Source organism: Marinobacter alexandrii (assembly GCA_039984955.1).
Taxonomy (GTDB): Bacteria; Bacteroidota; Bacteroidia; order Cytophagales; family Cyclobacteriaceae; genus Ekhidna.
Window position 1 is genome coordinate 1,540,861 of the sequence record JBDWTN010000007.1, and the last position, 21,952, is coordinate 1,562,812.

General features: G+C 37.5%; 17 protein-coding genes and 1 tRNA gene. 7 read left to right on the plus strand and 11 right to left on the minus strand.

Annotated features, from left to right (window positions below; translation table 11 throughout):
* Position 1: 1 nt before the first annotated feature.
* Positions 2–1,252, minus strand: coding sequence for a glutamyl-tRNA reductase (hemA, locus tag ABJQ32_13175; GenBank protein ID MEP5290595.1), 1,251 nt, complete (start codon positions 1,250–1,252; stop codon positions 2–4).
* A gap of 222 nt (positions 1,253–1,474) precedes the next feature.
* Here hemA and ABJQ32_13180 point away from each other — a divergent pair, with 222 nt between their 5' ends.
* Together ABJQ32_13180 and ABJQ32_13185 are read left to right on the plus strand one after the other, a co-directional pair.
* The gene (locus tag ABJQ32_13180) at positions 1,475–2,059 is read left to right on the plus strand and encodes a helix-hairpin-helix domain-containing protein (GenBank protein ID MEP5290596.1); all 585 of its coding nucleotides are present in this window, start codon (positions 1,475–1,477) and stop codon (positions 2,057–2,059) included.
* 3 nt (positions 2,060–2,062) lie between these two features.
* Positions 2,063–6,061 carry an AAA domain-containing protein gene (locus tag ABJQ32_13185; protein MEP5290597.1) on the plus strand — a complete coding sequence of 1,333 codons (3,999 nt, stop codon included), beginning with the start codon at positions 2,063–2,065 and terminating at the stop codon, positions 6,059–6,061.
* 337 nt (positions 6,062–6,398) lie between these two features.
* Here ABJQ32_13185 and ABJQ32_13190 read toward each other — a convergent pair whose 3' ends face one another.
* The 4 genes from ABJQ32_13190 to recQ all read right to left on the minus strand — a co-directional run bounded on the left by ABJQ32_13190 (position 6,399) and on the right by recQ (position 11,606).
* The gene (locus ABJQ32_13190) at positions 6,399–6,863 is read right to left on the minus strand and encodes a gliding motility lipoprotein GldH (protein MEP5290598.1); all 465 of its coding nucleotides are present in this window, start codon (positions 6,861–6,863) and stop codon (positions 6,399–6,401) included.
* 1 nt (position 6,864) lies between these two features.
* A complete protein-coding gene (gene ricT, locus ABJQ32_13195; GenBank protein ID MEP5290599.1) occupies positions 6,865–8,010 on the minus strand; it encodes a regulatory iron-sulfur-containing complex subunit RicT in 1,146 nt (381 codons plus the stop codon).
* A 54-nt stretch (positions 8,011–8,064) separates the two neighbouring features.
* The gene (gene purD / locus ABJQ32_13200) at positions 8,065–9,348 is read right to left on the minus strand and encodes a phosphoribosylamine--glycine ligase (GenBank protein ID MEP5290600.1); all 1,284 of its coding nucleotides are present in this window, start codon (positions 9,346–9,348) and stop codon (positions 8,065–8,067) included.
* Positions 9,349–9,416: 68 nt separating this feature from the next.
* The gene (gene recQ / locus ABJQ32_13205; GenBank protein MEP5290601.1) at positions 9,417–11,606 is read right to left on the minus strand and encodes a DNA helicase RecQ; all 2,190 of its coding nucleotides are present in this window, start codon (positions 11,604–11,606) and stop codon (positions 9,417–9,419) included.
* A 147-nt stretch (positions 11,607–11,753) separates the two neighbouring features.
* On the opposite strand from recQ, the gene ABJQ32_13210 reads away from it, so the two are divergent.
* On the plus strand, positions 11,754–12,830 hold the full coding sequence (locus ABJQ32_13210) for a mannose-1-phosphate guanylyltransferase (GenBank protein ID MEP5290602.1): 1,077 nt from the start codon (positions 11,754–11,756) through the stop codon (positions 12,828–12,830).
* Here the strand turns inward: ABJQ32_13210 and rlmB are convergent.
* Together rlmB and ABJQ32_13220 are read right to left on the minus strand one after the other, a co-directional pair.
* A complete protein-coding gene (rlmB, locus tag ABJQ32_13215) occupies positions 12,827–13,567 on the minus strand; it encodes a 23S rRNA (guanosine(2251)-2'-O)-methyltransferase RlmB (GenBank protein MEP5290603.1) in 741 nt (246 codons plus the stop codon). The two genes, ABJQ32_13210 and rlmB, sit on opposite strands and share 4 nt — an antisense overlap.
* Positions 13,560–14,708, minus strand: coding sequence for a GWxTD domain-containing protein (locus tag ABJQ32_13220; GenBank protein MEP5290604.1), 1,149 nt, complete (start codon positions 14,706–14,708; stop codon positions 13,560–13,562). The genes rlmB and ABJQ32_13220 overlap by 8 nt, the downstream gene beginning before the upstream one ends.
* A gap of 76 nt (positions 14,709–14,784) precedes the next feature.
* On the opposite strand from ABJQ32_13220, the gene ABJQ32_13225 reads away from it, so the two are divergent.
* Genes ABJQ32_13225 through ABJQ32_13240 form a run of 4 tightly spaced genes read left to right on the plus strand, consistent with a single transcriptional unit; the run spans position 14,785 to position 17,209 of the window.
* Positions 14,785–15,555 (plus strand): class I SAM-dependent methyltransferase, encoded by a 771-nt coding sequence (locus ABJQ32_13225; GenBank protein ID MEP5290605.1) that lies wholly within the window; start codon positions 14,785–14,787, stop codon positions 15,553–15,555.
* A gap of 53 nt (positions 15,556–15,608) precedes the next feature.
* A complete protein-coding gene (locus ABJQ32_13230; protein ID MEP5290606.1) occupies positions 15,609–16,049 on the plus strand; it encodes a DNA starvation/stationary phase protection protein in 441 nt (146 codons plus the stop codon).
* The gene (locus ABJQ32_13235; GenBank protein ID MEP5290607.1) at positions 16,046–16,537 is read left to right on the plus strand and encodes a C40 family peptidase; all 492 of its coding nucleotides are present in this window, start codon (positions 16,046–16,048) and stop codon (positions 16,535–16,537) included. The genes ABJQ32_13230 and ABJQ32_13235 overlap by 4 nt, the downstream gene beginning before the upstream one ends.
* 27 nt (positions 16,538–16,564) lie before the next feature.
* Positions 16,565–17,209, plus strand: coding sequence for a hypothetical protein (locus ABJQ32_13240; GenBank protein ID MEP5290608.1), 645 nt, complete (start codon positions 16,565–16,567; stop codon positions 17,207–17,209).
* Between the two features lie 93 nt (positions 17,210–17,302).
* Here the strand turns inward: ABJQ32_13240 and ABJQ32_13245 are convergent.
* The 4 genes from ABJQ32_13245 to ABJQ32_13260 form a co-directional block, all read right to left on the minus strand.
* Positions 17,303–17,376 (minus strand) — tRNA-Ala (locus ABJQ32_13245).
* A gap of 25 nt (positions 17,377–17,401) precedes the next feature.
* The gene (locus ABJQ32_13250) at positions 17,402–17,785 is read right to left on the minus strand and encodes an acyl-ACP thioesterase domain-containing protein (protein MEP5290609.1); all 384 of its coding nucleotides are present in this window, start codon (positions 17,783–17,785) and stop codon (positions 17,402–17,404) included.
* A complete protein-coding gene (locus tag ABJQ32_13255) occupies positions 17,785–19,842 on the minus strand; it encodes a tetratricopeptide repeat protein (GenBank protein ID MEP5290610.1) in 2,058 nt (685 codons plus the stop codon). Before ABJQ32_13255 ends, ABJQ32_13250 begins: the two co-directional genes overlap by 1 nt.
* Positions 19,843–19,949: 107 nt before the next feature.
* Positions 19,950–21,872, minus strand: a complete 1,923-nt coding sequence (locus ABJQ32_13260) for a tetratricopeptide repeat protein (protein MEP5290611.1) — start codon at positions 21,870–21,872, stop codon at positions 19,950–19,952.
* Positions 21,873–21,952 lie beyond the last annotated feature (80 nt).

The following is a 21,952-nucleotide window of genomic DNA, read 5'->3' on the forward strand; positions in this document are numbered from 1 at the left end:
GCTATTTTTTTTCTGCTTCTGCGGATTCGAGATTAAACAAGTCATTAAGCACCTCTACCAATGTCTCTGCCTCTCCCCGCTTACAAGCAGCTTTCAATTGTAACACGGGAAGTTTGATTACTTTTTGAATCATACTCTTAGTGACTACATCTAATAGCTCCATTTCCTTATCCGATAGCTTCTTATGTCTTGCTAATTCTTCTTTTCTAATTTGATTCAAAGCATTTTTCAGCTTTTGGATGGTTGGTGAAACACCCATTTCATTTTTCCAATTGCCAAACCCTTTTAGTTCTTCTTTTACGATTCGCTCAGCGTCTGGAATAGATTGTTCTCTCACGGAACGAGCCTTTAACGTTCGTTCGGTTAACTGATCAACGTTGTAAAGAGAAATTCCAGGAACGCCTTCAAGATCAGTATTTAAACTTCGAGGTACTGATAAGTCAATCAAGAGCTTATGGATGGAATCTTCCTTGAAGTTTTTTGCTGAGACTATTGGAGATGATGAAGAGACTGCAGAAATGATCACATCATTATTAGAGAGGACTTCATCCAAATCTGAATAGTCACAAACCGAAAGGTTTTTATCTTCTGCAAGCTTGACTGCTTTAGACTTGGTTCGATTTACTAACGTAATTGTAGCTTCCTCACTATTGAGATTGTCCAATACATTTTGACCTATCTCACCCAATCCGATAAGCGCAATTCTTGGTCCTGAAATATTATCAATGAATCCTTTTATCAAATCAACTGCTACTGATGCCACTGATGCTGTACCATCCTGAAGTCTCGTTTCCTGAACTACTCGTTTGTTGGCAAAAAATATGGTGTGCATCAACCTATGAAGATGTGGTCCTGCAAGGTTGAGGTCTGCGCTTTGCTGATAGGCCCTTTTTACCTGATTACTTATCTGGATATCGCCTAAGACCTGAGATTCTAATCCCAAAGCAACTTTAAAAAGGTGCTCGGAGGCTTCAATAGAATTAAATTGGTTGATATGTTCTGAAAGAACCTTTAAAGAAATGTTTTTGAAGCTTGCTATCAGACTAAGAATTTCGTCTTCCTTACTAGCATCCGATGAAAAGTAAATTTCCGTTCGGTTGCATGTAGAAACCAAAAGAGCCTCTTCGATAGAAAACATCTCTTTTAGCTTGAGTAAGAAATCACTTGATTCTAACTCACTAAAAGTGACCTTCTCACGAATTTCAATCGGAGTATTTTTATATGACAGTCCTAAAGCCTTAAATCCTTCCATCTCTAATCTATCAGGGTCGCAAAAATAATCTTGTACAGTGTATATTAGGTGTGATAAAAGTCAGTCATCGCTTATTTAGAATTATTATAAATAGTGTTAAAGTATATCTTAAAATCTTTATCTAAAGCAATAGGTTTTACCAAAACCGAAACTAGGGGCACTTTAGTTCTGATTTTTATCATTTTTATTACCCTCCTTATATCAAAATATAGAATCTCATCTTTGAAAGACCGATCTTATTTATCTCAAGATAGCAGCGCACTCAAATGGATTGAAGAAGTTCATTCATCCATTGAACTTAAAAAAGTGGTGAAAGCTCCTATTGATAATGGAACCGACATCAAAAAAAAGAATTTCGATGCTATTGTCAAAGTTGATAGAACTGAATTGCCTTCTCTTGGGACTCATGCAATCCCGGAGATTCTTGATTTGAATCAAGCTTCGGCAGAAGAATTACGCAAGGTGAAAGGCATTGGCCCTGCCTACTCCGAAAGAATTGTTAAATATCGAAATATGCTAGGTGGATTTAATGACACAACACAGCTTGAGGAAGTGTATGGGCTAGAATCAGGGGTCATTTCTGAGCTTTTGAAAAATTTTGCAATTCAATCCTCAGTTTCAAGATTTGAGATCAACTCTGACTCTATAAAAAGCTTAGTAAAGCATCCTTATATCAGCTATGACTTAGCAAGAGTAATCATCAATTATCGAAAGGTTCATGGGGACATAAATACTGCCGAAGAATTTCGGAAGATAAAGGCCGTTGATGAGTATACTTTCTTGAGATTAAAGCCATATTTGGAATAGGAAATGCAAAAAATCCTAAAGTCATATTTAAGAAGACTTAGCAATCTCTCAGGAAATAACAGATCGCTTCTACTCTTGCGGTTGCTAAAAGATCAATTTATAGATATCCATGATTTCGATTATGCGGAGAATAAAGCAAGTTTTGAAATCATCAAAAAACTTGTAGAACAGCAAAAAAAAATCCCCCTCTGCAGCGAAATAGATAGTAGAAGCAAATCATCCAATGAGTTAAGCAAGCGCTTAAAAAGAATCATGCGAATCGAAAAATTCATTTTCGAGGAACGTGGAGCTAGAGATTTATACATTGGATGGCCATTCATTAAAGGAAAATTCTCCGACGATACATTAGTAAGATGCCCACTTCTTTTTTTCCCTGTTTCTGTTGAGAAGAACGGAAATGATTGGGTTCTATCTAGAAGAGATGATGTCAATATTACTTTGAACAAAACCTTCTTATTAGCTTACTCTTACTACAACGATATCTCGCTTGATGAAGACTTGATTGAAACAGTCATCGATGATTATGATAGTGATTCTACCGTTTTCAGGACTCAGCTATATGAACTTCTCAAAAACAGTGGTGTAGAAATAAATTTCAACCAAGAAAATTTTGCCGATGAGCTCAAAAATTTTACTGATCTAAAAAAGTCGCAATTAGAATCCTCAGAAAAGACCGGAGCTCTAAAAATGTTTCCTCAGGCGGTCATCGGAATTTTTCCACAGGCTGGATCGTACCTTGTTCCTGATTATGTGAAGCTATTGGAAGATCAGCAAGACACGGATCTCGAAGAATTTTTTGTGAAGAAAATTCAAAAAGAAAATGAAAATCAACTTGCACTTTTTGATAGAGTAAATGAGGAAAATACCTTTACCCCTTTTCCTTTAGATGCTTATCAAGAGCACGCTTTAAAGGAAATAAAAAAAGGAAATTCACTGGTCGTTCAAGGCCCACCAGGTACTGGCAAATCTCAGTTGATCAGTAATTTGATATGTGATTTTGTAGCAAGAGGTAAAAATGTTCTTTTAGTATGCCAAAAAAAGGCTGCTCTGGATGTGGTTTACAATCGTCTCAAAGAAAAAGAGATGCACGATTTTGTTGCTTTGGTACATGACTTTAAGAACGACAGAAAACCTATTTACGAACAAATTGACCAACAGATAGAGTCCGTTGAAGTATATGAAAAGAAGAATAACAGCCTGGATGCCATTCAATTGGAAAGAGGGTTCCTTCAGGCGAGCAGGCGTATTGATCAAATAGTTGAAGAACTTCAAGAATTTAAAGAGGCTCTGTTTGATGAATCAGAATGCGGTAAGTCTGTGAAGGAATTGTATCTCAGCAGCAGCCCTGATGATGATAGCTTCAGCATGAATCTGGAGTATCGAGCATTTCATTTTTCAACACTTAATGAAACCGAAAGAAGATTCAGAACCTTTCTAAACTACTTTGATAAATTCGAGAAAAGAACACACTTCTGGGCAAAGGGGCCCTCATTTGCCAGTTTTCAAACCAAGGATTTAGTCCACCTAAAAAACATCCTCTTTGCGGTTCCAGATTTCAATAGCAACTTAATTGCATCTTCAAACAAGTTTTGCTCTCAACCTATTGATTTTGAAACTGGGGAATACCTATCAAATAAACTTCCTGAGCTTTTAGAACTTTATGAAGGGTTAAAAGAATCCCCTGTTTACAAGGTTTTTCAGCAACTTCATACGGAGAGGCCTGGGAAGGACCTTAATTGGCTTTCACAAACGGAGCGAGCCATGATGGCCTGTTTTCGAGGTGTTGGGCTGGAGAGTAGTCTGAAAGCTGAGGATCTCGGACGTTTTCAGGAAGTGCTTCAATCTGCAATGAGGTCGCGAAAGAATCCGTTCAGTTGGTTAAGATGGAGTTTGTTTTCTAAAGAAAAAACCTTCCTCAAAAGAGTTCTTGTTGCCAATGACTTAAAAAGTAATAAGCGAGGATTCAATGTTTTGGTAGAAAGGGTTGACAATCGGTTGAATTTTGAACATTCCTTGTCGCAAATTCAGGATGAGCCTTGGTTACATAACTTCCCTCCAAGCTTTCGAAAAATTGACCTTCAAGATTGGTTCTACTGGCAGAAAATGGGGCTCAATATGTTTGCAGTTGCTCAAACTGTAAGATCTCTTAATGAATATATTCCAGTAAGCAGGATTGAATATAATGGCTATCTGAAAAGACTGGATCAGCTAATTATTTTAATACAGAATGTCCCACAACAGCTTACTCTCTGGAGTAGATATCTAAATATCCATCAAATTCGAGCAATCATCTTGGAAAAAGAGGACCCACATAGACTAGAAAAATTGCTCAAAAAGGATTTTGACGCTATATGTGAATATCATAGGTTGAAAGCTGACCTATCATCAGAAGAAAGTAAAGTTTTGGGGGAAATAACTTCAAGCAACTCTGGATCTATAGAAGAAGGAGTGAGGCTATTCCATAACAGCCTTGCGTTAGCATGGATTGATCACATTGAATCAAAGTATCCCGATTTGCGAAATGTCGCCTCGGGGAAGCTCGATGATCTAGCGGATGAACTAAGAGAAGAGATTGAAGCGAAGAGACTTGCTAGTAAAGAAATATTGCTTCTAAAGTCTCGTGAAAAAACGTACGAAAAAATTGAGTACAATCGGTTGAAGAATAGAGTTACTTATCGTGACCTTCAACATCAAGCCACCAAAAAAAGAAGAATATGGCCTATTCGAAAAGTAATCTCAGAGTTTTCAGAGGAGCTTTTCACTTTGCTTCCGTGCTGGATGTGTTCACCTGAAAGCGCTTCTGCTATTTTTCCTATGCAAGAAAGTTTCGATCTTGTCATTTTTGATGAAGCTTCTCAGTGCTATGCCGAAAGAGGTATTCCTGCCATGTATCGTGGACGCCAAATAGTGGTTACAGGTGACAGCATGCAGCTCCAACCCAGTGATTTGTACAGAGTGAGGTGGGATGAAGACGATGATGAAACTCCAGAGTTAGCGATCGATTCACTTCTAGATTTAACTAAGCATTATCTTCCTGAAGTAAGTTTAGCTGGTCATTATAGAAGCAAATCTCTTGAACTAATAGATTTTTCAAATCAACACTTTTACAAAGGACGATTAAGGTTACTTCCAGACTATGAATACGCGAATAAAGTAGAGTCTAGCATTGATTATGTACAAACAAAAGGAATCTGGGATGATGGAGTAAATGAAATAGAGGCAAAAGAGGTTGTGGAACAGGCTATGACATTTCTTAAAGTAGAACCTGATAAAGAGATTGGCATAGTCACTTTCAACTATAAACAACAAGGATTGATACTTGACCTTCTTGAAGAAAAATCAGCTGAAAAAGCTGTGTTGATTCCCGATTCTCTCTTTGTGAAAAATATTGAAAACGTGCAAGGGGATGAGCGTGACATTATCATTTTCAGTATCGGATATGCTCCTGATAAGAAAGGAAAGATGAAACTTCAATTTGGCAGCCTAAATGCTGATGGTGGAGAAAACAGACTTAATGTGGCGGTAACTCGTGCACGCGAAAAAGTGGTACTCGTTACGAGTATTCTCCCACAACTTCTCAGGACGGATGATACCAAAAATGAGGGACCTAAGCTTCTGAAGAAGTATCTTGAATATGCATGGGAAGTAAGTACTAGAAAATGGAAACCTCAAATACCAGAATATAAAGAACATCATGTTGATTGGTTTTTAAGAAATCGAATTCAAGAAAAATCATTTCACGAGTTCGAAGGATTTGAGCTTGCAAAGGAACTCCCATTTTCAGACCTCTCAGTTAAGAAGAAAGGAACTTATACTGGTTTGATTTTGACTGATGACGAGCGATACTATGAGGCGCTTTCACCTAAACAGATTTACGCTTTCCAGCATTTCCATTTAATTATGAAGAACTGGCCTCATATCCGGTTTCATAGTAGAGAATTTTGGTTAGATCCGGATAGTGCAAAAGAGAAAATGCGAAAATTTTTATATTCGAATACCTAGTTATGAATAATCGCTATACTAAATCTGTATTATTTACTCTAATAATAAGCTTTTTAGTCTTCACAACCTTTACGCTTAATTGGCTTGTTTTTGAAATACCTAATGAGAACGTAAACATTTATATTCTTTCTATTACGTTGAGCTATACATTATCTATATCTGCCATAGGGACAATAGTATTTTTGAATGAAAAGTTTGATACGAAAAAGAAAGGAAGCTGGCTAACCTATATAGTGTTAACAAGTTTCGTTGGTTGCTTCCACTTTTATCTAAAATATAAAAATGAAATAAATCGCATCTCCATTGAGACAAATCAAAGAATGAACAAGGTCCAAATTCACTGAGCGAATTCAACTCTCGCTCCAATAGATAAAATAAATGGTAGTGTATCTCTCCGCATGTACTGTTCCAATGACATTGAGTAATTACCCGAATAATCAAACGTATAATTTTCCTCTAACACAAATGAGTGATCAAATAAATCTCCCAAACCACTCCCTCTGGGTGCGCCTGTCTTAGAATCAAAAAGCTCGACTTCTTTGAGCTGTTGTTTTAAAATTCCTCCAGTGGAATCCAAAAGTGTATATTGGAAATAGAGGTTATAAAATGGGTAAGACGAAGCGTTCCTGAATGTAGCAAGAATGTTATATGATTTACTTGAGTCAGGAATATCAAAAGTAAATGTTTGGACAGAGTCTAAATGCCAGAAGGCCTCATCCATATCATTGAAATCCTCATAAACTCTACTTGAATCACATGAGACAAGAATAAAACAAAACACAAGGATTGAAAGGTATCTCATATCAAGATTTTTCTGGTTTTTTACTCTGAGGTTTCTTACCGCGATATTTATTTCGCTTATTTTTCTTTTTCTTGTTTTTTCCACTAAACTTCCTGTCCATAGCCTCTAGGTCGCTATTGATTGAGGAAGTTTCCAATTGATCAACCTCTACTTCATTTTCAGTAAGTGATGATGGCTTCTTTCCTTTTTTGTTTAGCGCTTGAATTTCCTTGACTCTTTCAACATCGACTGCTTGCCAGTTGTTATCATCATCGTATCCAAACCACATGATCTTTCGAAAGATATCTGTCTTTTGAAGCCTCGCAGAACCTCGTTGGGTCTGAAGAGCAGATTCTACCTCAGGAATATCCTCAAGGGCATCCATATATGTATCCAATTCGTAATTAAGACAACATTTTAATCTTCCGCACTGTCCGGATAGTTTGCTCGGATTCAAGGATAAGTTTTGGTAGCGTGCAGCAGAAGTGGAAACATTTTTAAAATCTGTCAACCATGTAGAACAACAAAGCTCTCTCCCACAAACACCCAATCCACCAATTCGTCCAGCTTCCTGACGCACGCTGATCTGACGCATTTCTATTCTTATGCGAAACTCTCCTGCGAGCATTTTTATAAGTTCACGAAAATCTACACGGCCCTCGGCGGAATAAAAGAAGGTGGCTTTTGTTCCATCAGCCTGAAACTCTACATCAGTGAGTTTCATTTCTAGTTTTGTCTCTTGAATAATTTCTTTTGTACGGTACATTACCGTCTCTTCTCTATTTCGTGCCTCATCCCAGCGATCTATATCTCTGCTTGTTGCTTTGCGATAGATTTCACGAACAGTGTCATCATCCTTAATGGCTTTTTTGGACATTTGAAGTCTTACCAGCTCACCTTGCAACGAAATGTATCCAATATGATGACCATTGGGAACGTCTACTACTATTGGGTCTCCAGTAACAATATCTAGTTTTTTTGAATTCCGATAGAACTCTTTACGACCATTCTTGAAACGAACTTCTACAATGTCGAATCTGTGCATCGCCGGCACATCCATGTTTGAAAGCCAATCAAACACATTCAACTTATTACAGCCTCCAGTACTACAATGCCCATTGTTCTGACATCCGGCTGACCCACCTGTTCCGCAACTTGCACATCCCATAGTTCCGTAATCTAATTGATATCTTCAGGAATTTGAACTTCGAAAATAAGTAATCTACTGGCCAAGGGCTTTTAAGTCAAATCCTATATCTCCTCTAAAGCGTTTTCCTTCCCAAGTGACCTCCTGGCCGCCAGCATAAGATTTACTAAGTGCCTCTCCAAGGTTTTTGCCCAAACCCGTCAAAGCTATCACCCTTCCTCCATTGGTCACGAGTTTTCCATCTTTCATTTTTGTACCTGCATGAAACGGCAAGACCGTTTTTACATCACCAATGATGATTTCATGACCTTTCTCATAAAATTCAGGGTAACCTCTACTGACATACATGACTGTCGACGCTGTAAAGCGCTCATATTCTATTTCCGTATCAATAAGGTTTTTGTCCGCGGCAGCTACCAATAATTCTAGGAAATCTGTTTTTATTCTAGGCAAAACCACTTCAGTTTCAGGGTCGCCCATTCTGACATTGTATTCGATGATGTATGGGTCTCCTCCAACGTTGATTAACCCAAAGAATATGAATCCACAATAGTCTATTTTCTCTTTCTTCAAGCCTTCTATTGTTGGCTTAATGATTCGGTTGTTTACCTTCTCTTTGAAAGCTCTATCTGCAAAGGCAACCGGTGATACCGCCCCCATTCCTCCAGTATTTAAGCCAGTATCTTTTTCTCCTATCCGCTTATAGTCTTTCGCTTCCGGTAAGATTCGATAGTCTTTTCCGTCAGTAATAACAAAAAATGAAACTTCAATGCCTTTTAAAAATTGTTCGATCAGGACTTTCTCACTTGCAGAACCGAATTTCTTGCCTTCTATTAGTTCTCTAAGTGATTTTCTTGCTTCTTCAAGTTCCTCAGTAATGATCACTCCTTTTCCACCGGCCAGACCATCTGCTTTTAAGACATAGGGTGGATCCAGGCGCTCCATGTACTTGATCGTTTCATCAAGATTTTCTTTGGTAACTGTTATCGCGTCCGCTGTGGGGATGCCATGCTTCTTCATGAATTCCTTAGCGTATTCCTTACTACCTTCTAAAATTGCTCCCTTGGCTTTGGGGCCTATAATTTTAAGGTTTTCGAATTTTTTATCTTCCCTTAAGTGATCTACAATTCCATTGACCAATGGATCTTCCGGCCCAATGATTAACATTCCAATGTCATGTTTCTCAATCGCATCCCCAACCTTATCAAAATTGTTTATGTCTAGATCAAGATTCGTCCCTACTTTATTTGTGCCCCCGTTCCCAGGAGCAATAAAGATTTTTTCGCATTTGGGACTCTGCTTCACTTTCCATGCAAAAGCGTGCTCACGGCCACCAGAACCAAGTATTAGAATATTCATTTTAGGTTAGTTTGGAATCGAAAAGCTAAGTTCACCGTATTGTGTCTTTTTTCAAAGAGAAACGTAGGCTAGTGCGCATATTCAGACATGAACTTCACTCTCATCAATCGCACTTCATCTTCGGAGTAGTATTCTCTTAGCTCATTCATTGCAACAACAAGTTCATCAGTTTCCGCATTTAAGAAATAATCATAGATATCATCTTGGCGATCATCATCCAATAATTGGTCGATATAGTAGTCAATATTAAGTTTAGTACCTGAATAACAGATATTCTCCACTTCCGCTATTACCTCCTCGTATTTCATTCCACGAGCTTCAGCGATTTCTTCAAAGTCCATCTTCTGATCAATATGCTGAATGATGTAAATCTTATTTTTTGATTTAGTTCCTGAAGTCTTAACCAAGACATCTGAAGCAGTAACAATGTCATTTTCTTCGATGTAGTCTTCAATCATTTGAAGAAATGGTTCACCAAATTTCTTGGCTTTACTTTCACCAACCCCAACAATCTGTTTCAAGTCATCCATGGTAGTTGGATAAACCGTGCACATCTCTTCCATGGAAGGGTCACTAAAGATGACATATGGAGGAATATCTTCTTGATGAGCAATATCTTTTCTCAATGCTTTAAGCATTCCAAAAAGTGTCTTATCATAGGCACTCACATTGACTGGTACCTTATCCATTTCATTCTCATCGTCTCCATCAGCTGTGTGCTCATGATCTTTTGTTAGATTGTGAGCATATGGATCATTCAGAAAGTTTTCACCTTTTTCAGAAACTTTAAAAACTGAAGGGTTTTCAATATCCTTTTTCAAGAATTCATGAAGAAGTGTTTGACGAATGACTGATCTCCAGAAATTTTCATCATCATTTATTTCCTTTCCTTTCCCAAATACCTCAAGCTTATCATGATCATAGCTTTTTACGTGCTGTGTTTGCTTACCTACTACAACTGAGGATAAGTGATTTATATCAAAACGCGCATTGGTCTGCTTTACAGCCTTAATGACAATCTGGATAATTTCTTTCCCTTCAAATTTCTCTTTTGGATGGACACAATTATCACATTGACTACAATTGTCTTCCTTATATTCCTCACCGAAATAATGAAGTAACTGCTTCCTTCTGCAAATTGCAGAGTCCGCATAAGAAGCCATTTCTTCGAGAAGAAAACGTGCATTTTCTCGTTCGGTAACAGCTTTGTCTTTATTAAATTTTTCGAGTTTTAGAATATCATTATATGAGTAAAACATGAGGCAATGGCTGTTGATGCCGTCTCTGCCTGCGCGACCAGTTTCTTGATAATAACCCTCAATAGATTTAGGAGCATCATAATGTACCACAAAACGCACATCAGGTTTATCAATACCCATTCCAAATGCAATAGTCGCTACGATCACATCCACGTCCTCATTGAGAAATCCATCTTGATTCTTCATCCGTTCTTTGGACTCCATTCCAGCATGATATGGGGCAGCATTAACATCGTTTACCCTTAAAAATTCAGCGATTTCTTCTACCTTCTTTCGGCTTAAGCAATAAATGATTCCACTGTCTCCTTTGTGGCTTTTGATAAATTTAATGAGCTGTTTCTTGGCGTTCTGCTTTGGCCTTACTTCGTAATAAAGGTTTGTCCGATTAAAGGAGGACTTAAAAAGTCTTGCCCCATCCATCGACAAGTTTTTTTGAATATCCAGCTGGACTTTAGGTGTCGCCGTTGCAGTAAGCGCAATCATCGGAATATCTCCAAGTTGAGCAATGATATCTTTAATTCTTCTGTATTCAGGTCTAAAATCATGTCCCCACTCTGAAATACAATGAGCCTCATCTATAGCCACAAAAGAAATCTTCGCTTGCCTAAGAAATTCAACATTCTCTTCTTTTGTAAGAGACTCAGGTGCTACGTACAATAGTTTAACGATACCCGATATGGTATCTTTTTTAACCCTATTGCTTTCAGACTTAGTTAAAGTAGAATTTAAAAATCTTGCATGCACACCTACTGCATTCATTTGATCTACCTGATTTTTCATCAAGGCAATCAGTGGTGAGATCACAATAGTTGTTCCATCCTGAACTATAGCTGGAAGCTGATAGCACAGGGACTTTCCTGCTCCAGTGGGCATTATCACAAAGGTATTCTGCCTATCAAGAATATGATTGATGATATCTTCCTGTTTTCCTCTGAATTTATCGTAACCAAATACGCGTTTGAGGCTTTCCTTAAGACTCACTTCTGAAGTTGTCTCCATTCTCCGGTTTGATGTAAAGTAAAAAGTTAGTTAAATCCTTGATCGCAAACAAATTGTCCTGTTAAGAGTAGAGAACGTAATCCGACGCTAGTAGGATAAGCTATATTTGTGATGATAATTTCTAACGCGAATTTCTCACAAAATTTTATGAGTACAAATATTTATGTGGTGATTATGGCCGGCGGCAGTGGAACGCGGTTTTGGCCTTATAGTAGAGATGCAAAACCTAAACAGTTTTTGGATGTAATAGGTACTGGTAGATCACTGCTACAAATGACTTTTGATCGCTTTAATGAAATCGCTACTACTGATAAGATTTGGGTTGTCTCTAATGAGAAATATGAGGATTTGATTCAAGAACAATTACCTGAGTTAGAAAAACATCAGATTTTACTAGAAACAGAAAAACGAAATACTGCCCCATGTATCGCTTATGCTTCTTACAAGATAATGAAGCAAGATCCTAACGCGGTTATTGTGGTAAGCCCATCGGATCATGCAATATTCAAAGAAAAAGAATTTAGAGAAGTGATCCATACTTCTGTTGAAGCTGCCAATAATGATGAGAAACTAATTACGATTGGCATCAGACCTAATAGACCTGAGACGGGATATGGTTATATACAATACTTGAGTGACCCGGGTGTTTCTGTTAAAAAAGTAAAAACTTTCACAGAAAAGCCAAAAACTGATTTGGCTGCTAAATTTCTTGAAAGTGGAGATTTTCTATGGAATTCAGGGATTTTCGTATGGTCAATAGACTCAATAATAAAAGCTTTTGAAAAGTACGAAGATGAAATGGCTGCCCTTTTTGCCTCGGGCTTGAATGACTATTACACAGATGCTGAACGTTCATTTATCAAAAAAACGTACAGTCAATGTAAAAACATATCCATAGATTATGCAATCATGGAAAAAGCCGAGAACGTATATGTAGTCCCGGGTGATTTCGGATGGTCAGATTTAGGATCATGGAATACACTTCATGAAATCAAAGAGAGAGATTCAGACGAAAATGTTATTGAAGGGTCAGTAATGACTTATGATTCAACGAATAATTACATTAAAGGTAAGAAAGGAAAAGTTACCGTTGTTCAAGGATGCGAGGGAATGTTAATTGCCGATTTTGATGATGTACTCCTCGTTTGTAAGAAGGAAGATTCTTCTGTTTTTAGAGATTTTATTACGGATGTAAAGGCTGAGAAAGGAGATAAGTACATTTAACCTTTTCGTTGACGTTGTACCTCATATAGTACCATACCAGCAGCCACTCCAACATTCAAAGATTCTATTGACCCTATCATAGGTATCTTGGCTATTTCATTGGACAGGCCCATTAATTCTGAGGATATACCCCTCTCTTCAGATCCCATGATAATAGCTGTAGGTGAAGTGAAGTTTAGTTCATCTAATGTATTGTCTGTCTTTTCCGAACAAGAGACAACATTTATTCCAGAATCCTGAAGAAATCTAACAGCATCCAATAGGTTTTTTTCCCTACAAACTGGTAAATAATTAAATGCTCCAGCGGAAGTCTTTACCGCATCTTCATTGATTTGTGCTCCGCCTCTAGACGGGATCACTATACCATCTACACCAAGACATTCTGCGGTTCTTGCAATAGCACCAAAGTTTCTAATATCAGTGATCTCATCCAACAATAGAATCAATGGGTTTTTTCCTTGCTCGTAAAGTTCCGGAATCAAATGCTCCAGCGTATAGTATTGAACCGGAGATATCAACGCCACTACTCCTTGATGATTTTTTTTTGTGAACTTGTTTATTCTTTCCAGCGGGACCTTAGAAATAGGTGTAGAAGTATGATGTAATTCTCCCATCAACTCTTTATACAGGTCCCCTTTGAGATTTTTTTGAATAAAAACTCGCTCTAGATGTTGACCAGATTTTATCGCTTCAATAACAGCTCGTATTCCGTAAATAATATCAGCTTTTTTATTCATTGACTCCTCGACGCATCGTCGCAATTTGCGTGTACCACTGCTCTTCCAAATCTTTGCTTCTTCTAAGAGAGTAAGTTCTAGACGCAAAAAAAGTGGAGATAACTGTAAACTCAAAGGCTTTTCCATCATCATAATACCACTCCTCAGCATTTGCTGATCGATATACTTCATCTGGCAAACCAAAGGTTATGTACATCATTCCCCTATCTGTTTTCCAACCCGGTTTGAAGTCTGTAAACATGTTATTGGCATTCTCAATCAAATCGTAGTATTTGCGAATAGCATTCCTAGCTCTGGACTTAGTAGAATAGGTATTCATCCAAAATGAATCGAAAGATTGTTTGAGATTTCTTGACTTCAGCATAGATTTTCTTTCCTGCTCACTTGTCAAGTAAAGCATAGATTCAACTAACTCGCCTAGCTGCCTATACTCTGGAAAGTAGGGAGGAACCTTAAGCATCGTAACACCTACTGTTGACAATGAATCCTTCTGAACTACATAAAAATGATTTTCTAAAAAGTTGACCGAATCCCCAAAAATGAAAGAGGTGTCCACGTCTATCTGGGGGGCAAGTAGGCTCATATCGGCCATTGGAGGGTCTGCAGGTGGGAAAGATTCCTGATACTGCCGAGCTAAAAAAGTACTATTACCCTTCCATGAGAACTCAGAGCGATTGATGTAATTTGTTAGAATCGGTAGGCCATCACTATCCAATGGATAAATTGAAGGAAAAGAAAGATTCCCTACAGCAAGATTGATATCGTAATAGTAGAACTTTTCAAGCTGAGAAATTTTCACAACTAATAATTTCTCCTCTAAAAATTCGAGTGAAATCTTAATCATAATTTCACCAGTCACTTCTTTCAAAGTATCTATTCTTGTGGCCTCTATTAATTTATGATCTTCGGATTCATACCCACTTTGAGCTAAAAACTCATATTGCCAATCGTTAATGGAGTCTGCTGCTATTTGCATGAAAACATAAATACCCTCCTCCACTCTTACTACCCTGTGTGAGAGTTTCAGGTCAGCGTTAGGGTCATATTGCCAAGCAATATTGACTCTTGTGAAATTTATTGCATTTGCAGAAAACCCAAGCAAAACGATTATTAAGCCGAATAAAAAACGATGCTTAAACATAAGTGTCCAAATTAGCGATATAATTGATTTCTTTGCACTCTTTAAAACAAAAATCGTACAAGATACCCCAGCAACCATGAGTGTCTACACTACCGAAATAGCTTCAGATAAAATTCCCTCAGATAATGTAATTCACCAGAGATTACTTTCTGCATACCATCATGCAAAAAAATTTATCAAAGGGGATCTATTGGAGCTAGGTTGCGGGGAAGGACGCGGAGTGGAGTTACTAGCCACACTTGCAGATTCTTATATCGGCATTGACAAAATTGAAGCGGTTGTAGAAAAGCTTCAAAAAAAGCATAATGACTTTAAGTTCATGAGTGGCGTATTCCCCCCTTTTCCATTTGAAGACAACTCCTTTGATACTATTATTACCTTTCAGGTGATTGAGCATGTAAAAGAAGATCAAAATTTCATTAAAGAAATTCATAGGGTTCTTAAACCAGGTGGTCAAGCATTAATTACCACGCCAAATATTAAAATGACACTTTCCAGGAATCCGTGGCATGAGCGAGAATACACTGGAGATGAGTTAACCTCTCTATGTAAGAACTACTTTGATAAAGTGGAGATGAAGGGCATTGAAGGCAATGAAAAAGTACTTGAGTATCATGAAAGAAATAGAGCATCAGTTCAGCGAATCATGCGGTATGATTTTTTTAATTTGCAACATAGGTTACCTGCTGGATTACTAAGAATACCTTACGATATTCTAAATAGAATGAATAGGAATAAACTGAAAGAAACTGGTGATAAATTGGTAAAATCAATAACTTTTGAAGACTTCAGCTTAGAAGATCAAAATGAACAAAACCTTGATTTATTCTGTTTATTAACTAAATAATCGAGCTTACTCCGATTTATTGAATTGATAATTTCTTAAAAACAGAATATTTTATGTCAACCAAATTAGTAGCAGAATTGAACCAACTACTTTCAGATTTTCACTTGTATTATCAAAATACACGTGGGGCACATTGGAATATCAAAGGTCCCCGTTTCTTTGAACTTCATGCAAAGTTTGAAGAGCTTTATACTGAGGCACTTACTAATATTGATGAAATAGCTGAGCGCATACTAACAATCGGAGGAAGACCTCACCATGCATTGGAAACATATCTGGAGACTTCAAATATTAAGTCGGTCAGGGATCAGTCAAATGATGAAGCATTAGTGAAAATGGTCATCGAGAATCTAAGTACTTTAGTAGATCAGGAAAATAAAGTAAAAGCGTTAGCCGTTGAAGCAGAGGATAATGAAACGGAGGACATGATGATTGGCCTTGTGAATGTGCAAGAAAAAACCCAATGGATGTTTAATTCATGGTTAGGTAAGTGAATCACTACATAACAAAATATAGCAAATACCTGCTTTCTGCTTTTTTGATTGCAGGTATTTTTGTTTTAGCTCCAGCGCAAAAGAAAAAAAAGAGACGGGCTCAAAAAATCGAGTCTGTCATATCGACCGGTCGGTCTTACATAGGAACTCCATATAAATGGGGTGGGAATACAAAAGCTGGAATAGACTGCTCAGGCCTAATCCATAATTCCTATAAAACCATCGGCATAAAACTTCCCAGAACAGCAAAAGAACAATCTAAAACCGGAAACAAGAAAGGTTGGGAAGGTATTCGAAAGGGGGATCTTGTTTATTTCAAGTTTAAGAAAAAGGGAAGCAAATGGTATCATAGTGGTATGATCACGTATGTTGCAAAGGATAAAATACTATTTGTACATGCCTCCTCCTCTAGAGGTGTTGTAGAATCAAACTTGCTTAGCGATTACTACAAAAAGAATGTAAGAAATTTTAGAAGGGTGATAAAATAGAGACTCTTTAGTCTTAAATTGAATACTATGAAGTATTTTCTTTATAGCATTCTTCTTTTTTCAGTTAATTATTCTATCGCTCAAGAGTCCGATTCTGGCAATCCAAAACAAATCTTGTTAGATAACACCAGCAAAGGAGTATTAAATAAAGCTTCTCGAATAAATCAAGGCAAAAAAAAATCACAAATAAAGTCTGTAGCTCATTTTTTTAATGATACTCTAGAGATTGAGTTACTACATATAAGAAATGGAGAGTATTGGACATATCATGTATCCCTCAAAAGCAAGGAAGAGAATTTGGTCAATACTTATGAAGTAGACTATGATTTTAACGACTCCTTTATCGATGAAATCAAAATCTATAACTCATCAGATCTCTTTTTCACAATTAACCTTGAAAAACATAAAATTTGGTCTAGCAACAACCAAAAGGGGAGATCTTTAAGTCAAGGAATTTTGCTATTCAAGGTTATTAATAACATTCTTTATTATAAATATTTTAAGGAAAGTGTAGTTCGCTCTGGTGTGGATTATCGAACAGGATCTTTTGATGAAAAAATATTTTTTCAAGAATTAGTCATAGTAAAAGGAGGTGTGGAATTCATAAATTCTGAAAACGATGTGCGAAAATACGAATTGCATGGCTCCAAATTGAGCTTCACTGAATATTGAAAGTAATAAGAAGTGAAGCTAGCCAGTCTCGATCGCAGCGGCGAACCACCCGGCGACCTCTACACCGCCACTGCTTTACCTTATTTAAAAATGTGGAGCTAGCCGGTCTCGAACCGGCGACCTCTACACTGCCAGTGTAGCGCTCTAGCCAACTGAGCTATAGCCCCATGTCGGCAAATATAATCGGATTGTTTATTTAAAGAGTTCTTGGATTTCTATCGGTACGCGTTTCAACTTTTGTGTCACTCGTTCAATCAAACACCAATTCGATTTCACCTGAACAAGCAAGTCTTCTTCTTTGTAAATTTTCACAATTCTATCTGAAAACGGACCTCTGTAACTCGCTACAAAAGTCTTGATTGTGATTTCTTCATCAAGAAAGGCTTGCTTCCGATATTCAACATGATGAGTGCGCACCATCCAGAAGTATTTTTCATTTATCTCATCGCCGATTTCCGATAGCCAATGTTCTCGTGAGATATCAAGTGCCCACTGCATGTATACAAGATTGTTTACATGATTATTGAAATCTAGATGAGATTCTAAAACTAAGATACTTTTTTGGAAGATTTTCATTAAGCATATTTCAGTATAAAATCTCTGACACTATCATCTGCATTGAGCTCAAGCTTTTTCTTGAGACGATTGATTTTACTTTTTACTGATCCAAGCGTGAGGTGCGTAACATTGGCAATCTCTTTGTTAGACATACCGATCTTTAGGTAGGCACTCAGTTTAAGGTCTTCAACCGTCAGACTCGTATTATCGGATTTAAGTTTGTCAAAAAATTGCGGGTGTACGTCTTCAAAGCGATGAATAAAACTATCCCAACTCTTATCCAAGGAGTAGCTATCTGATATCGCTTTTCGCATTTCTTTCAAGCTTGGCTTAAGGTCATCCGTCATGCGATTCTCTATAAAACTTACCTTTTGCTCTAGATCATTAAGTAAGTTGTTCTTTTCTAAGGTGGCCATCGCCATCGTGGCAAGTTCTCGTTCTCTGGCTGAAAGGGCCTCTTCTGATAGCTCCTGTTCTCGTTCCCTCAGTTCTTTCAACCTTTTATTCTTTTCCGTTAGTTGCACATTGGAGTTTCGCTTGATTTGGTAGGCTCTGTAGATCGATATTGCGATAAATAATATGAATATCGAAAAGCCCGTTATCCCAAACTTAATCCATCGCTCTCTCGCCAATTTCTGTTCGTATACTAGCTGCTGTCGTCGTTTCTCTTCCTCTGATCGACTCCTCTCTTTGTCTAATTCATATTGATATTCAGCCCTTGCTACTTCCATGGCCTTCTCTTCTGTATATATACTATCTCTTAGCTGAAGAAATTTAGCCAAGTACGCATATGCCTTTTTGTCATTTCCTATTGATTGATAGACTCTATGAGCAATATGATAAATATCTTTTTGATGGCGTATATTCTGTGTTTCTTCGGACATTTTCAGCAACCAATCAGTAACTTCAATAGCCTCATCCAATCGACCTATTTTTAATGCACATTCAGCTCTTACCACACTTAATAGCAATCGCTCTTTAGGCAAATCGTACTCTTGCACAATCGCAAGACCTTTGTTTTCAAATTCTAGTGCCTCAGAGCAAGCCCCTACTTCAGATTTTAATCCTGCCAATCTTTCCAGTACATAAGCTACATCATCCATGTTGCCCATTTCTTCATGAAGGTTGAGGCTCTTTTCATAGTACCAAATAGCAGAATCCATTAGGTTCAGCTCCTTATAATAATCTCCCACATCCGCTGCAGTATATGCAGTGCTGAATTTATCTTCCAATGATTCATGAAGACGATATGCTTTCATAGAAAAATTTAGAGCCTCTTCATAATCTTGCATTGAATAAAAAACCTGACCGATAGCACCTATTACAGAAGCAGTCAATGAGGCATACTCATGCTCTTCCGCTAATCGTTGTGCTCTTTTCAAGACATTTATAGCATCAATCAATCGCCCTTTATCTTTGTAAAGCGTTCCTAAATTCAAATACGTAACTGCTGCATTGTAGAACTTGCCAACAGCCTCGCTTTCTGCGGCACCTTCTTCAAACATTTCAATTGCTCGATCTATTTCTCCTCTGACGGAATAAATATTTCCTCGAAGCATCTTCGCCGTACGCTTGCTATTGAGATAACGTTCCTGGCCAAAATCCTTCCCCTTAAAAAATTGATCCTGAATAGAATCAGATAATAGCGTATTGGCCAGCGCTTCATTATAGTTTCCTTTGTAATAGGAAATAACCGCTAAGTCATAATAAGATACTCCATAAGTTCGCCACACCATAATTTGGTAATCTTCAGAAATGAGGTCGAGCTTTTCTTGAATAAAAGAGAGATTACTGGTGAGGATTGATGCAGCAGAATCATAATTGCCGAGCTTTCGTTGATACTTTGCCTTCATTAAACTACTGCTAATAACCCCTTCTATGAACGCTTCCCTCTCTGAAGCTCTCAACAAACTATCAGCCAATAATCCTGCAGCTTCAACATCCTTCTTCAAAAGCACTCCAAACTTCACATTAAGTGAATCTATGTTCTCTTTGATATTTTGACCTGAAATAGAGGAAAAAACACTAAATAGTACTAGCAGAGCAATGAGATGATTTTTTTGAATGGTGCCCATAAAATATAGCTGATCTCTATTGTCTAAGATAGCCTAAACTGTACTATTTATTTTTTGCCTTTTTTTAATAAAAGTATTGAATCGCACAAAAAGGTACTGCAATAGATCTAGGCATACTGAAGTATGAAATCCCTAACACTATCATCCGCACTTAGCTCAAGCTTTTTCTTGAGGCGATTGATTTTACTCTTTATTGATCCAAGTGTGAGGTGAGTAACATTGGCAATCTCTTTGTTAGACATACCTATCTTTAGGTAGGCACTCAGTTTAAGGTCTTCAACCGTCAGACTCGTATTATCGGATTTAAGTTTGTCAAAAAATTGCGGGTGTACGTCTTCAAAGCGATGAATAAAACTATCCCAGCTCTTATCTAAGGAATAGCTATCTGATATTGCTTTTCGCATTTCTTTCAAGCTTGGCTTAAGGTCATCCGTCATGCGATTCTCTATAAAACTTACCTTTTGCTCTAGATCATTAAGTAAGTTGTTTTTCTCTAATGAAGCCATTGCCATGGTGGCAAGTTCTCTTTCTTTAGCAGATAAAGCTTCTCCAGAAAGTTTCTTCTCTCTCTCTCGTAGTTCTTTTAAATGTTGATTTTTTTCAGTTAACTGCGTATTAGCTGCTCGCTTTATTCGATAGCTTCGGTAAGCTAGAACAGCTATGAGTGCTATTAAAATAATAAGTCCAATCGCTCCCGTTTTGTACAATCGCTCTCTGGTAAGCTCTTGTTGATAGGCCAATTCTCTTTTTTCCTGCTCCGCTTCGAGTAATTGTTTTTCTTTTTCAAACTCATATTCGGCTTCCAAACGAGTTATTTGCTCAGTGCTTTCTTTATTAAACAGGTCATTCTGTAGGTCATTCGCAATTTTCAGATATTTGTAGGCTTCCACATAATCACCTCTTCTTTCATATAGTTTATAAAGTGAGTTCGCGAGCTCTTCCATTTTAGGTTTAATCTCATTTCTTGCTGCTACATTGTAGCCTTCTAAAAGTACTTTTTGGGCCTCTCCGAAATTATTCTGAATTGTATAGTATTCTCCCAAATCAAGATACACACTAGCAAGGTCACGCTCACTCTCACACTTTTTTGCTATAGTTAGCGCTTGTGTTATGTAATGATAGGCTGAGTCGTATGAACCCTCAGACAGGTACAGATCGCCGAGTTGTGTTAATGGCAAACTTGAGGTGCATTCAGAACCACTAGATGTGGCTAGATAGATAGAATATCTATAATTTTCTTTTGCTTCTTCATTACGATTTAAATGCACCAACACATTACCTATGTTTAGCAATGTATGAGCTCTTCCAGATTTGTTCCCGGTGATACTATCATATTTTGAAGTTTTAGAGTAGTATTCATAGGCTTTATCAAACTCCTCTCTCTCCAAATAGATATTCGCGATATTATTATACAGATTGGCGGTCATGTTTATATTCTCACCTTTTTCAAAGTAGAGTAAGGCCTCCTGATACATTTCCAGAGCTTTTGAATACTTTCCTTGTTCGCTGTAAGACACAGCAATGCTTGCATTCGAAATTGCTACGCTCTCTTCATTATCAATACTACTGAATAGCTGAAGTGACTTTTGAAAAGCTTCTCTAGCCGAATCATATTGTGATTTTCTGAAATATGTATTTCCAATTGTGTTAAATGCATCCGCTTCAATTTGTACAAAACTGGAAGCGCTCGCCAGATCTGCCGCTCGCCGACAGTAATAAAGTGCTGAATCTAAACCACCCACATATGTATAGCCTAAGCCTATATTTCTTAACGCTTGAGCCTCTCCCTTTGGAAAGGAAATTGAATCCGCTAATCGATACGCCTCTCGAGCAAACACAATGACGGAATCAGCATCAGTATATCGCATCTCAAAAGCTAAAGCAATCAAGGTATTTACCCTATTCGTATCTGAGGCTTGGTCTATTAATTCATTTTTTAGACTATCTCTTTTAACCTCTTGAGCTAACACTTTTGAGTTAAGTGCTATGAGTAATAAAAAAAAAGACCCTTTGAAGAAAATTGCTTTCATCGAAGATATAGCTGTATCAACCATTGGATTCTTATTTAATATTCAATTTCAGTCAAAAAAAGCAGATTGAATAGAATTTG

What these genes read in the sequence shown, in the direction of transcription:
- hemA (MEP5290595.1), bottom strand. Translation starts at nt 1,252, where the DNA reads ATGGAAGGATTTAAGGCTTTAGGACTGTCATATAAAAATACTCCGATT.
- ABJQ32_13185 (MEP5290597.1), top strand. Translation starts at nt 2,063, where the DNA reads ATGCAAAAAATCCTAAAGTCATATTTAAGAAGACTTAGCAATCTCTCA.
- ABJQ32_13190 (MEP5290598.1), bottom strand. Translation starts at nt 6,863, where the DNA reads ATGAGATACCTTTCAATCCTTGTGTTTTGTTTTATTCTTGTCTCATGT.
- ricT (MEP5290599.1), bottom strand. Translation starts at nt 8,010, where the DNA reads ATGGGATGTGCAAGTTGCGGAACAGGTGGGTCAGCCGGATGTCAGAAC.
- purD (MEP5290600.1), bottom strand. Translation starts at nt 9,348, where the DNA reads ATGAATATTCTAATACTTGGTTCTGGTGGCCGTGAGCACGCTTTTGCA.
- recQ (MEP5290601.1), bottom strand. Translation starts at nt 11,606, where the DNA reads ATGGAGACAACTTCAGAAGTGAGTCTTAAGGAAAGCCTCAAACGCGTA.
- ABJQ32_13210 (MEP5290602.1), top strand. Translation starts at nt 11,754, where the DNA reads ATGAGTACAAATATTTATGTGGTGATTATGGCCGGCGGCAGTGGAACG.
- rlmB (MEP5290603.1), bottom strand. Translation starts at nt 13,567, where the DNA reads ATGAATAAAAAAGCTGATATTATTTACGGAATACGAGCTGTTATTGAA.
- ABJQ32_13220 (MEP5290604.1), bottom strand. Translation starts at nt 14,708, where the DNA reads ATGTTTAAGCATCGTTTTTTATTCGGCTTAATAATCGTTTTGCTTGGG.
- ABJQ32_13225 (MEP5290605.1), top strand. Translation starts at nt 14,785, where the DNA reads ATGAGTGTCTACACTACCGAAATAGCTTCAGATAAAATTCCCTCAGAT.
- ABJQ32_13230 (MEP5290606.1), top strand. Translation starts at nt 15,609, where the DNA reads ATGTCAACCAAATTAGTAGCAGAATTGAACCAACTACTTTCAGATTTT.
- ABJQ32_13240 (MEP5290608.1), top strand. Translation starts at nt 16,565, where the DNA reads ATGAAGTATTTTCTTTATAGCATTCTTCTTTTTTCAGTTAATTATTCT.
- ABJQ32_13250 (MEP5290609.1), bottom strand. Translation starts at nt 17,785, where the DNA reads ATGAAAATCTTCCAAAAAAGTATCTTAGTTTTAGAATCTCATCTAGAT.
- ABJQ32_13255 (MEP5290610.1), bottom strand. Translation starts at nt 19,842, where the DNA reads ATGGGCACCATTCAAAAAAATCATCTCATTGCTCTGCTAGTACTATTT.
- ABJQ32_13260 (MEP5290611.1), bottom strand. Translation starts at nt 21,872, where the DNA reads ATGAAAGCAATTTTCTTCAAAGGGTCTTTTTTTTTATTACTCATAGCA.